The organism is Pseudaquabacterium rugosum, assembly GCF_038066575.1.
GTDB classification, from domain to species: domain Bacteria; phylum Pseudomonadota; class Gammaproteobacteria; order Burkholderiales; family Burkholderiaceae_C; genus Pseudaquabacterium; species Pseudaquabacterium rugosum.
On sequence record NZ_JBBUTF010000008.1, the window covers coordinates 74,429 to 86,355 of the forward strand.

General features: G+C 73.5%; 11 protein-coding genes. 6 read left to right on the forward strand and 5 right to left on the reverse strand.

The genetic code is table 11. The features are described from left to right. Positions 1–2: 2 nt before the first annotated feature. Positions 3–2,207, reverse strand: coding sequence for a malate synthase G (locus AACH11_RS10400; protein ID WP_341374151.1), 2,205 nt, complete (start codon positions 2,205–2,207; stop codon positions 3–5). Positions 2,208–2,261: 54 nt separating this feature from the next. Beyond that, entirely contained in the window at positions 2,262–3,023 is a 762-nt protein-coding gene (locus AACH11_RS10405; RefSeq protein ID WP_341374152.1) for a haloacid dehalogenase type II, read from the reverse strand. 90 nt (positions 3,024–3,113) lie between these two features. Between AACH11_RS10405 and AACH11_RS10410 the strand changes: the two genes are divergently transcribed. Beyond that, entirely contained in the window at positions 3,114–4,031 is a 918-nt protein-coding gene (locus AACH11_RS10410) for a LysR family transcriptional regulator (protein WP_341374153.1), read from the forward strand. A gap of 23 nt (positions 4,032–4,054) precedes the next feature. Next, positions 4,055–4,531 carry a DUF2214 family protein gene (locus tag AACH11_RS10415; protein WP_341374154.1) on the forward strand — a complete coding sequence of 159 codons (477 nt, stop codon included), beginning with the start codon at positions 4,055–4,057 and terminating at the stop codon, positions 4,529–4,531. Positions 4,532–4,579: 48 nt separating this feature from the next. Here AACH11_RS10415 and AACH11_RS10420 read toward each other — a convergent pair whose 3' ends face one another. After that, entirely contained in the window at positions 4,580–4,846 is a 267-nt protein-coding gene (locus AACH11_RS10420; protein WP_341374155.1) for a BTH_I0359 family protein, read from the reverse strand. A 287-nt stretch (positions 4,847–5,133) separates the two neighbouring features. Between AACH11_RS10420 and AACH11_RS10425 the strand changes: the two genes are divergently transcribed. Then, entirely contained in the window at positions 5,134–5,607 is a 474-nt protein-coding gene (locus AACH11_RS10425) for a hypothetical protein (protein WP_341374156.1), read from the forward strand. Positions 5,608–5,724: 117 nt separating this feature from the next. On the opposite strand, the gene AACH11_RS10430 is transcribed toward AACH11_RS10425, so the two are convergent. Beyond that, entirely contained in the window at positions 5,725–6,969 is a 1,245-nt protein-coding gene (locus tag AACH11_RS10430; protein WP_341374157.1) for a urate hydroxylase PuuD, read from the reverse strand. A gap of 30 nt (positions 6,970–6,999) precedes the next feature. Further along, positions 7,000–7,359 carry a hydroxyisourate hydrolase gene (gene uraH, locus AACH11_RS10435; RefSeq protein WP_341374158.1) on the reverse strand — a complete coding sequence of 120 codons (360 nt, stop codon included), beginning with the start codon at positions 7,357–7,359 and terminating at the stop codon, positions 7,000–7,002. A 208-nt stretch (positions 7,360–7,567) separates the two neighbouring features. On the opposite strand from uraH, the gene puuE reads away from it, so the two are divergent. The 3 genes from puuE (at position 7,568) to AACH11_RS10450 (ending at position 11,861) form a co-directional block, all read left to right on the forward strand. Then, complete coding sequence (puuE, locus tag AACH11_RS10440) at positions 7,568–8,569, forward strand: allantoinase PuuE (protein WP_341374159.1); 1,002 nt, start codon at positions 7,568–7,570, stop codon at positions 8,567–8,569. A gap of 27 nt (positions 8,570–8,596) precedes the next feature. Beyond that, on the forward strand, positions 8,597–10,495 hold the full coding sequence (uraD, locus tag AACH11_RS10445; protein ID WP_341374160.1) for a 2-oxo-4-hydroxy-4-carboxy-5-ureidoimidazoline decarboxylase: 1,899 nt from the start codon (positions 8,597–8,599) through the stop codon (positions 10,493–10,495). 88 nt (positions 10,496–10,583) lie between these two features. Continuing rightward, positions 10,584–11,861: a M20/M25/M40 family metallo-hydrolase gene (locus AACH11_RS10450; RefSeq protein ID WP_341374161.1), complete on the forward strand. Its 1,278-nt coding sequence runs from the start codon at positions 10,584–10,586 to the stop codon at positions 11,859–11,861. The last annotated feature ends 66 nt before the right edge of the window (positions 11,862–11,927 follow it).

Below are 11,927 nucleotides of genomic sequence, written 5' to 3' on the forward strand. Positions count from 1 at the left end.
CCTCAGCCCGCCTTGACCTTCAGCCGCCACGCATGCAGCAGCGGCTCGGTGTAGCCGCTGGGCTGGGCCTTGCCCTGGAACACCAGGTCGAGCGCGGCCTGATACGCCGCACCTTGCGGGTTGGCCACCAGGCTCCTGTAGGCGGCGTCACCGGCGTTCTGAGCGTCCACCTTGGCGGCCATGCGGGCGAAGGACGCGCGCACCTGCTCTTCGGTCACCACGCCGTGGTGCAGCCAGTTGGCCACGTGCTGGCTGGAGATGCGCAGCGTGGCGCGGTCTTCCATCAGGCCGATGTCGTTGATGTCGGGCACCTTGGAGCAGCCCACGCCCTGATCGACCCAGCGCACCACGTAGCCCAGGATGCCCTGGATGTTGTTGTCGATCTCCTGCTGCTTCTCGGCGTCGCTCCACGTGGCTTCGGCCACCACGGGGATGGTCAGCAGGTCGGTCAGCAGCTTGTCGGTGATGGCGGGGTTCTCGGCGTCACCGCTGGCCTCGATCTGCTTCTGGATGTCCGACACCAGCACCTCGTGGTAGTGCAGCGCGTGCAGCGTGGCGGCGGTGGGCGAGGGGGTCCAGGCGGTGTTGGCGCCGGCCTTGGGGTGGCCGATCTTCTGCTTGAGCATCTCGGCCATCAGGTCGGGCATGGCCCACATGCCCTTGCCGATCTGGGCGCGGCCGCGCAGGCCGCAGGCCAGTCCGATCAGCACGTTGCGGCGCTCGTAGGCGGCGATCCAGGCGCTGGTCTTGATGTCGCCCTTGCGCATCATCGGGCCGGCCCGCATGGCGGTGTGCATCTCGTCGCCGGTGCGGTCCAGGAAGCCGGTGTTGATGAAGGCCACGCGGCTGGCGGCGGCGGCGATGCAGGCCTTGAGGTTGACGCTGGTGCGGCGCTCCTCGTCCATGATGCCCAGCTTGACGGTCGAGTCGGCCAGACCCAGCAGCTGCTCGACGCGGCCGAACAGCTCGCTGGCGAAGGCCACCTCATCGGGGCCGTGCATCTTGGGCTTGACGATGTAGACCGAGCCCGTGCGGCTGTTGCGGATGCCCGGCGTGCCCAGACCCTTCAGGTCGTGCAGCGCGATGGTGGTGGTGACCACCGCATCCAGGATGCCCTCGGGGATCTCCGAGCCGTCGCCCAGCAGGATGGCCGGGTTGGTCATCAGGTGACCGACGTTGCGCACGAACATCAGGCTGCGGCCGTGCAGGCGCACCTCGCCCTGGCCGTTGGGGGCGTGGTAGACGCGGTCGGCGTTCAGGCCGCGCGTCATCACCGTGCCGCCCTTGGTGAAGGACTCGGTCAGCGTGCCGCGCAGGATGCCCAGCCAGTTGCGGTAGCCGACCAGCTTGTCCTCGGCGTCCACGGCGGCCACCGAGTCCTCGAGGTCGAGGATGGTCGACAGCGCGGATTCGAGCACCAGGTCGGCGACGCCGGCCGGGTCGCTGCGGCCGATGGCCGTCGAGCGGTCGATGCGCAGGTCCAGGTGCAGGCCGTGGTGCTGCAGCAGCACCGAGGTCGGCGCCGCGGCATCGCCCTGGAAGCCGACGAACTGCGACGCATCGGCCAGACCGACGACGTGGCCGTTGGCCAGGCGCACCTGCAGCGCGCCGTGCTGCACGGTGTAGGCGGTGGCGTCGGCATGGCGGGTGCCTTCGGCCAGCGGGGCGGCCTGGTCCAGCACCGCGCGTGCGCGGGCGATCACCAGCGCGCCGCGCACCGGGTTGTAGGCCCGGCCCTTCTCGGCGCCGCCGGTCTCGGCGATGGCGTCGGTGCCGTACAGCGCGTCGTACAGGCTGCCCCAGCGGGCGTTGGCGGCGTTCAGCGCGTAGCGGGCGTTGAGGATGGGCACCACCAGCTGCGGGCCGGCCTGCACGGCCAGCTCGGCGTCGACGTTGGCGGTGGTCGTCTGCACCTGGGCCGGCACCGGCTTCAGGTAGCCGATCTTCTCCAGGAAGGCGCGGTAGGCCTGCATGTCGGCGATCGGACCGGGATTCGCGCCGTGCCAGCCGTCGATCTCGGTCTGCAGGCGGTCGCGTTCGGCCAGCAGGGCCTTGTTCTTCGGCGCCAGATCGTGGGCGATGGCGTCGAAGCCGGCCCAGAAGGCCTCGGCACTGACGCCGGTGCCGGGCAGCACCTCGGTGTCGATGAAGCGGGCCAGTTCGGCGTCCACCTGCAGGCGGTGGATGGGGGTGCGGGTGCGGCTCATGGTGTGGTCCTCCGGATGTCGCGGGTGGGATGCGGGAAAGGCAAGGCGAGGGGATCAGGCGGCGGTGCGGCGCGCGGGGGCGTCGCCCGCCGGGGCGGGAAAGGCGTCGAGCACGTCGCGCAGGCTGTGGCCGCTGCGCGTCGGGCGGGTGTCCAGCGGGTCCAGCGGCAGGCCCTGGCGGTCGACCCACAGCGTGGTGTAGCCGAACCAGGTGGCGCCGATCGCGTCCCAGCCGTTGGCCGAGACGAACAGGATGCGGCGCGCCGGCAGGCGCAGGTGATCGCAGCCCAGCTGGTAGACGGCCGGATCGGTCTTGTAGCGCTGCACCGCATGGGCCGACAGCACGCAGCCCAGCAGATCCTGGAAGCCGGCCGAGCGCACCGAGACCTCCAGCATGGCCGGGTCGCCGTTGCTCAGGATGCCGGTGGGCACGCCGCGCGCGCGCAGCGCCTGCAGCACGCCGAGGGCCTCGGGGAAGGGCGACAGGTGGCGGTACTCGTTCATCAGCGCGGCCTCGGCCGCGTCGTCCAGCGCCAGGCCGAGCTGGGCGCAGCCCTGGCGCAGCGCGGCGCGGGTCAGGTCCCAGAAGGGCTGGTAGCGGCCGCTCATCGACACCAGACGGGTGTAGCTGATCTGCCGCTCCCGCCAGGCGGTCGACAGCGCCTGGCCCTGGCCCGGCCAGCGCTGCTCGGCCGCCAGCGCCACGCTGTGGACGTCGAACAGCGTGCCGTAGGCATCGAACAGCACGGCCGCCGGCGCGGCCGGGCCGCGGGCCGGGGCGGGCGGGGTGCTGGAGCGCGAGGGCAGGTGGGCCATGGTGCTTCGCATCGTATTGCGAACCGATGCGGCCATTGATTGCGAGAAAGTCGATTGATTGGTGACCGAAACGTACGTAATCTGCCGGCCATGGATCGCCTGAAACAGATCGAGTCCTTCGTCGCCGTGGCGGCCAAGGGCAGCCTGACGGCCGCTGCCGTGGCCGAGGGCATCGCGCCGGCCGTCATCGGGCGGCGCATCGACGCGCTGGAGGAGCGCCTGGGCGTGAAGCTGCTGCTGCGCACCACGCGCCGGCTGTCGCTGACGCACGAGGGCGCGGCCTTCCTGGAGGACTGCCAGCGCATCCTGGGCGACATCGCCAATGCCGAGGCCAGCGTGACGGCCGGCGGGGTCAAGGCCAGCGGCCATCTGCGCATCACCGCGCCGGCGGGCTTCGGCCGCCGCCACGTGGCGCCGCTGGTGCCGGCCTTCACCGCCCGCCATCCCGAGGTCAGCCTGTCGCTGAACCTGTCGGACCGCGTGGTCGACATCGTCAACGAGGGCTATGACGTGGCGGTGCGCGTCGGCGACATGCCCGATTCCAGCCTGGTCAGCGTGCGCCTGGCCGACAACCGCCGGCTGTGCGTGGCCACGCCGGCCTATCTGGCGCGCGCCGGCGAGCCGCGCCACCCGTCGGAGCTGGCCCGCCATGCCTGCCTGACGCTGTCATCGGATGCCAGCCAGACCCGCGGCTGGGCCTTCGTCGTCGACGGCCAGGTGCAGCATGTGCGGCCGCAGGGCCGGCTGGACTGCAGCGACGGCCAGGTGCTGCACACCTGGTGTCTGGCCGGCCTGGGCCTGGCCTGGCGCAGCACCTGGGAGGTCGAGCACGATCTGGCCGCGGGCCGTCTGCAGGCCGTGCTGCAGGATCACGCCGCGCCGCCCAACGGGATCTTCGCCGTCGTGCCCCAGCGCAAGCATCTGCCCTTGCGGGTGCGGCTGTGGATCGATTTTCTGAAGCACCATTACGGGGACGCCGCCTACTGGCGTGCGCCCCCTGCCCTCTGAGCGGCCCGGCCGCCACCGTCCCCATGATTCCTGCTGACTGGCTGCCCTGGACCGACGCCCTGCTGACCTGGCTGCACCTGAGCGCGGTGCTGGGCTGGGCGGTGTTCATGACCAGCTGCACCGCGCTGCTGCGGCCGGACTGGCTCAATGGATCGGCCCTGCAGCGCCTGCAGCTGACGCAGCGCCTGGCCACCGGTGCCGGCGCGGCGACGCTGCTGACCGGCGTGCTCAAGGCGCTGCTGGGCGCCAAGGGCGCGGCGTGGCTGCTGGGCCAGCCGCTGCTGGGCTTCAAGCTGCTGGCCGCCCTCGCGATGGTGGTGGTGTGCTGGCGGGCCGGCACGCCGCTGCGGCGCTGGCTGGCGCGCTGGCGCAGCGAGGCGCGCCTGCCGCCGGCCGGTGAGGTCGACCGCCTGCGCCAGCGCCTGCTGCGGGCCGCGCACGGCATGCTGTGGGTGACGGCGGCCGGCGTGCTGCTGTCGCGCGGCCTGCTGGCACTCTGAGGCGGCCCGGGGCGGCCGGCGGACCGGGATCGGTCCCGGCCGGCGCCTTCAGTGGACCCGCATCGGCTGCTGGGCGAGCCCGCTGTAGCCGGCGATGTAGGCGTCCAGCGCCTCGGGCGTCGGATCGCTGTCGGCCAGCGCATCGACCCCGGCGCGGAACTGCTCGGCCAGCGCGCCCTCGATGAAGATCTCCTTGCGCGCGGACTTGTCGACGATCTCGTAGCCGCCGCGGTGCAGGGCCGGGGCGGCGGCATCCTCGGCCGGCAGCTCGATGGCGACGACGACGAAGCTGTCCGAGTTGTAGAGCATCTGCATGGCGAACTCTCCTTGGCGAGGACGTGAGGCCGCGGGCGGGCTTTTCAAGCCGGCGGGCACCGGCCGGCCGCCGCACCGCTGCGGACAGGGCCAGCTTGCCATGCACGGGGCGTGCCGTGATCCGCCGATCGCCGGGAGCGTGCAGATGCCGCACCGTGGCGCCCCCGGCCTGCGGGGGGCGGCCGGGCGCAGGCCCTGGTGTGGCGTGGGGGCGCGCGTTAGCGTCAGGGGGTGCGCTTTGTCCGCCCTTTGCCACGCCCCTGCGAACGCTCCTGCGACCGCCTGCCATGACCGCTGCCCTGTCGTCACCGCCCCCGTCCGCGCCGCGCCGTGCCGCGCGGGTGTCGGCGTCCGTGCTGGCCTGTCTGCTGGCGGGCCTGCCGTCGGCGGCCGGGGCGGTGCCGGACACGGCCGGGCGGATGTGGGTGACCGCACAAGTGATCGGGCAGGTGACTGGGCAGGTGACCGCCCCGGTGACCGCGCTGGCCGGCGCCAGCTGGTCGGAGGCGGCGCAGGCGGGCACCCGCGCGCCGGCCGATCCGGCGGCCACCCTGACCGCGACGGTGAGCGTGCCCGATGCGTCGGATGCACCGGATGCGTCAGCAGAGCCACCGGATGCCCCGACGGCCCGTCTGGCGGCCCCTGCGCCGGCCAGCGCCGGGCGTGCGCTGCTGGCCAGCGTCGCCGGCGGCCTGGTGCTGTGCGTGCTGGGCTGGCGGCACGCGCGCGCGCCGCGTCGCGGCGGCGTCCGCCCGCGCTGAGCCCCGGGCGCAGGCGCGCGTCGGGCCTGCCGCGGCGCTGGGCGCCCGGCGCTCAGCCCCCAGCGCTCCGCTCTTCGCGTTCCGCGCTCCGCGCTCCGGCTGCGACCGACGCCAGCCTCACGGCCCCGGTGCGCCGGCCGCGAACCAGCGGCCGAGCAGCGCGCGTTCGTCCTCGGTGATGCCGGTGGCGTTGTTCAGCGGCATGGTGCGCGCCTGCACCGCCTGCTGCTGGATGGCCGCGGCCTGGCGCTGGATCAGCTCCGGCGTGTGCAGGGCCACGCCCTTGTTCGCCAGCTGGGCGTTGTGGCAGAGCACGCAGCGCTGCTGCACCACCGCCTGCACGGCGGCGAAGGCGGCCGGTGCGGCCGTCGCGGCGTCGGCCGCCGGCCGCGGCGCCGGGCGCAGCGCCACCACCAGCCCGATCAGCAGCACCACGCCGCAGGCCGCCGCCCACCACGGCGCCGGCCGGCCCTGCACCTGCGCCGCATGGCGCATCGCGAAGCTGTGGCGGATCAGCGCGCCGGCGGCCATCAGCACCACCAGCACGGCCCAGGCGTGGCGGCCCTCATGCAGCCAGCCGTAGTGGTTGGACAGCATCGCCACCAGCACCGGCAGCGTGAAATACGTGTTGTGCAGGCTGCGCTGCTTGCCGCGCTGGCCGTGCACCGGATCGGGCGCCTGCCCGGCGCGCAACTGGCCCACCACCGTGCGCTGGCCGGGGATGATCCAGAAGAACACGTTGGCGCTCATGGCCGTGGCCAGCATCGCGCCGACCAGCAGGAAGGCCGCGCGGCCCGGAAACCACCGGCAGGCCAGCCAGGACGCGCCGACCACCAGCGCGGCCACGCCCAGGCCCACCCAGCGGTCACCGTGGCGGCGCTGGCCGAGGCCGCGGCAGATCAGGTCATAGGCCAGCCAGAACACGGCCAGGAAGCCGAGCGCCGCCGCCACCGCCGTGCCCGCGCTCCAGTCCTGCAGCCGGCGGTCGACCAGATAGGTGCCGGCGTTGAACAGGTAGAGCGTGGTGAACAGGCCGAAGCCGGTCAGCCAGGTCGAATAGCTCTCCCAGAACGACCAGTGCAGCGCGCGCATGCGCCCCGGCGCCGGCCGCCCGTCCTCGGCCGGCAGGCCGATCCAGCGCGGCGCCACACGGTACTTGGTCGCGTGATAGAAGCCGCCGCCGTGCACCGACCACAGCTCGCCGTCGACCCCGCGGTCCTTGAGTTGGGCGTCCTCGGGCGGCGTCAGGCTGTTGTCCAGCATGACGAAGTGGAAGGACGCGCCGATCCACGCGATCGCGGTGATCACGTGGGCCCAGCGCAGCAGCAGATTGGCCCAGTCGAGCAGGTAGGCGGTGTCCATCGTGGCGTGCGGGCTTCGGGGCGATGCGGCTCAGGATCCGCGGTAGGTCGAATGCGACCAGGGCGTGCACAGCAGCGGCACGTGGTAGTGGCCGGCCGCGTCGGCGATGCCGAAGTCCAGCGTCACCACGTCGAGAAAGGGCGGCTCGGGCAACTCGACGCCGCAGCCACGGAAGTAGTCGGCGACGTGGAAGCGCAACTGCCAGCGGCCGCGCGCCATCGTCGTGGCATCCAGCAGCGGGCCGCCGGGCGCGCGGCCGTCGGCGTTCAGCTGCAGGTCGCGCACGGGCTGCGGCGTGCCGTCATCGGCCAGCCGCCACAGCGTGACCCGCAGGCCCGCGGCCGGGCGGCCGTGCATGGTGTCGAGGACATGGGTGCTCAGGTGGCCCATCGGTGCGGACTCCGCGTTGGCATGGCGGGATGATCGCCCATCGGGGCCGGCATGCCGGTCCGGGCGGGGCAGCACGGGTCTTGCTGGGACCCGGCCGACTGCCGGGTTGCAAGCCGCGTGCGCGGCTGCATACTCGTGCAGGACAGCGGGCCGACCCGGTCGGGACGGCCCTGACCGGGCCGGTCCAGGCCCGTGATGCACCAAGATGATGCCTGATCTGCCCGTCCCGAACGCCCCATCCTCGCCCGCCTATCCCCGTGACCTGCGCGGCCATGGCCGCTGCCCGCCGCCGGCCGACTGGCCGGGCGGTGCCCGGGTGGCCGTGCAGTTCGTGCTGAACTACGAGGAGGGCGGCGAGAACTCCGTGCTGCATGGCGACGCCGGCAGCGAGCAGTTCCTGTCCGAGATGGCCAGCCCGGCCAGCTACCCGGCCCGGCACCTCAGCATGGAGGGCATCTACGAGTACGGCAGCCGCGTCGGCGTCTGGCGCATCCTGCGCGAGTTCGAGCGCCGCGGCCTGCCGCTGACGGTCTTCGGCGTCGGCATGGCGCTCGAACGCTGCCCCGAGGTGACGGCCGCCTTCGTCGCGCTCGGCCACGAGATCGCCAGCCACGGCTGGCGCTGGATCCACTACCAGAACGCCGACGAGGACACCGAGCGCGAGCACCTGCGCCTGGCGATGGAGGCCATCGCCCGCCTGACCGGCGACCACGGCCAGCAGCTGCACGGCGCCGGCTGGTACACCGGCCGCGACAGCCCGAACACCCGCCGCCTGGTGGCCGACTGGGGCCAGCGGCACACCGCCTTCACCTACGACAGCGACTACTACGGCGACGACCTGCCGTTCTGGCTGCAGGTGCGGCGCACCGATGGCAGCCTGGCGCCGCACCTGGTGGTGCCCTACACGCTGGACTGCAACGACATGCGCTTCGCGCTGCCGCAGGGCTACAGCCACGGCGACCCGTTCTTCCAGTACCTGAAGGACGCCTTCGACGTGCATTACGCCGAGGGTGAGGAGCGCCCGAGCATGATGAGCATCGGCATGCACTGCCGGCTGCTGGGCCGGCCCGGGCGCATGCGCGCGCTGCAGCGTTTCCTGGATCACGTCCAGGGCCACGACCGGGTCTGGATCACGCGGCGCATCGACATCGCCCGCCACTGGCAGACGCGCCATCCCTTCGATCCGGCCACCGCCTTCGTCTGGGCCTGAGGCACGCGCACCCTGATGACGACCGTGATGACCCCTTCCGCTGCCGCCGGGCCCGAGGCCCGCGCCCCCTCCGGCCCCACCGTGGCCGCACTCGCCGCGCAGCAGCGCGCGCCCCGGCCCGACGCGCTGACGCTGGCCCGGTTGCATGCCGCCGATGTCGAGGGTTTCGTCCGCCTGCTCGACGGCATCTACGAGCACTCGCCGTGGATCGCCGAGCGGGCCGCCGCGCGGCGCCCGTTCGCCAGCCTGGCCGCGCTGCACCGCGCGCTGGTCGAGGTCGTGCGCGAGGCCGGCGAGGACGTCCAGCGCACGCTGATCCGCGCCCATCCCGAGCTGGCCGGCAAGGCCATGGTCGCCCGCACGCTGACGGCCGAGAGCACGCACGAGCAGGGCCGTGCCGGCCTGAGCGACTGCACACCCGAGGAGTTCGCGACCCTGCAGCGGCTGAACGCCGACTACAACGCGACCTTCGGCTTTCCCTTCATCCTGGCCGTGCGCGGGCCGCGCGGTGACGGTCTGCACCGCACGCGCATCATCGAGACCTTCGCGCGCCGGCTGCAGGCCACGCCCGAGGCCGAGTTCGCCGAGTGCCTGCGCCAGATCCACCGCATCGCCGGCATCCGCCTGGCCGAGCGCTTCGACCAGCCGCCGCTGGCCGGCCGCGGCGTCTGGGACCGTGCCGAGGCGCTGGCCGCCCACAGCGAGCCGCCGTGGGCCGAGCGCGGCGAGCTCACCGCCACCTACCTGAGCGACGCCCACCGCGCCGCCGCGCAGGACCTGCTGCGCTGGATGCGCGAGGACGGCTTCGACGAGGTCGGGCTCGATGCGGTCGGCAACGTGGTCGGCGTCTACCGGGCGGACCCGGCCGTGGCCGCGCCGCGCCGGCTGCTGACCGGCAGCCACTACGACACCGTGCGCAATGCCGGCAAGTACGACGGCCGGCTCGGCATCCTGGTGCCGATGGCGCTCGTCGGCGCGCTGCACCGTGCCGGCCTGCGCCTGCCCTTCGACCTGGAGGTCGTCGGCTTCGCGGAAGAGGAGGGCCAGCGCTACCAGGCCACCTTCCTCGGCTCGGGCGCGCTGGTCGGCGCCTTCGATCCGGCCTGGCTGGAGCAGCGCGACGCCCAGGGCGTGACGATGCGCGAGGCGATGCACGCCGCCGGCCTGCCCGGCACGCGGGAGGCGATCGCCGCGCTGGCGCGCGACCCGGCCCGCTACCTCGGCTTCGTCGAGGTCCACATCGAGCAGGGCCCGGTGCTCGACGACCTGGACCTGCCGCTGGGCGTGGTCTCGTCGATCAACGGCAGCGCGCGCTACCTGGGCCGTTATGTGGGTGTCGCCAGCCATGCCGGCACGACGCCGATGGACCGCCGCCGTGACGCCGCCGCCGCCGCCGCCGAGCTGCTGCTGGCGGCCGAGCGGCGGGCCGGTGCCGATGCCGATTCGGTGGCCACCGTCGGTCTGCTGACGGTGCCCGGCGGCTCGCTGAACGTGGTGCCCGGCCGCTGCGACTTCAGCCTCGACCTGCGCGCGCCCACCGATGCCCAGCGCGACGCGATGGTGACCGACGTGCTGGCCGGTGCCCAGGCCATCGCCGCGCGCCGGCGCGTGCAGCTGACGCTGGAGCGCACGCTGCTGGCCGCCGCCGCGCCGTCCGATGCCGCGCTGTGCGGGCGTTGGGCGCAGGCGGTGCAGGCGCTCGGGCTGCCCGTCTTCCGCCTGCCCAGCGGCGCCGGCCACGACGCGATGAAGCTGCACGAGCGGCTGCCGCAGGCCATGCTGTTCGTGCGCGGCGGCAACGCCGGCATCAGCCACAACCCGCTGGAGACGGTCAGCGACGCCGATGTCGAGCTGTGCCTGCAGGCCTTCGCGTGGCTGCTCGACGGGCTGGCCCACGACCTCCTGCCGGTGCCTGCCGGCCGCTGACCGCTGACCGCACGTCCTGTCCCGCGCCTTTCCTTCCTTGTCCTGTCTGCCTGATGCCCGCGGTCTTCCGGATCGACGGGCCCCTCCGATGACCTCCGCTGACGCTTCCGCCCTGCCCGACGACCTCCACACCGCGCTCGACGCCTGGATCGACGCCCACTTCGATGACGAGGTGCGCTTCCTGCAGGCCCTGGTGCAGGTGCCCACCGACACGCCGCCCGGTGACAACGCGCCCCATGCGGTGCGCACCGCGCGCCTGCTGGCCGACATGGGGCTGGCGGCCGAGGCCCATCCGGTGCCCGCCGATCAGGTGCAGGCCCAGGGCATGGTGTCGATCACCAACCTCGTCGTGCGCCGTCCGTATGCGGCCGGTGGCCCGGTGATCGCCCTCAATGCCCACGGCGACGTGGTGCCGCCGGGCGAGGGCTGGACCCAGGACCCGTATGGCGGCGCGGTGGTCGACGGCTGCCTCTACGGCCGTGCCGCGGCCGTCAGCAAGAGCGATTTCGCGACCTACACCTACGCGCTGCGTGCGCTGGAGGCGGTGGCGGCCGCGCGCGGCCGGGCGCTGCGCGGTGGCGTCGAGCTGCATTTCACCTATGACGAGGAGTTCGGCGGCGAGCTGGGCCCGGGCTGGCTGCTGCGCCAGGGGCTGACGCGGCCCGATCTGCTGCTGGCCGCCGGCTTCAGCTGGCAGGTGGTGACCGCGCACAACGGCTGCCTGCAGATGGAGGTGACGGTGCACGGCCGCATGGCGCACGCCGCCTACCCGGACACCGGCGTCGATGCGCTGCAGGCCGCGGTCGCGATCCTGAACGTGCTGTATGCGCAGAACGCGCGTTACCGCGCCGAGCTGCGTTCACGGGTGCCGGGCATCGACCATCCGTACCTGAACGTCGGCCGCATCGAGGGCGGCACCAACACCAACGTGGTGCCGGGCAAGGTCGCCTTCAAGCTCGACCGCCGCATGATCCCGGAGGAGGACGTGGCGCAGGTCGAGGCCGATGTGCGCGCGCTGATCGCCGAGGCCGCCGCGGCCTGCCCGGGCATCACGGTCGACGTGCGGCGCCTGCTGCTGGCCCACAGCCTGCAGCCGCAGCCGGGCAACGCGGCGCTGGTGGCCGCGCTGCAGCGCCATGGCGAGGCGGTGTTCGGTGAGCCGATCCCCGTCAGCGGCACGCCGCTCTACACCGACGTGCGCCTGTACGGCGCGGCCGGCGTGCCGGCGGCGATCTACGGCGCCGGCCCGCGCACGGTGCTGGAGAGCGGCGCCAAGCGGGCCGACGAGCACCTGCGGCTGTCTGACCTGCGCGGCGCGACCAAGGTGGTCGCGCGCACGCTGGCCGATCTGCTGCGCGCGGACTGAGCCGCGCCGCCCGGCCCGGCCCGGCCCCGCCCTGCCCTGCCCTGCCCGGCCCCGCCTTGCCCGGCG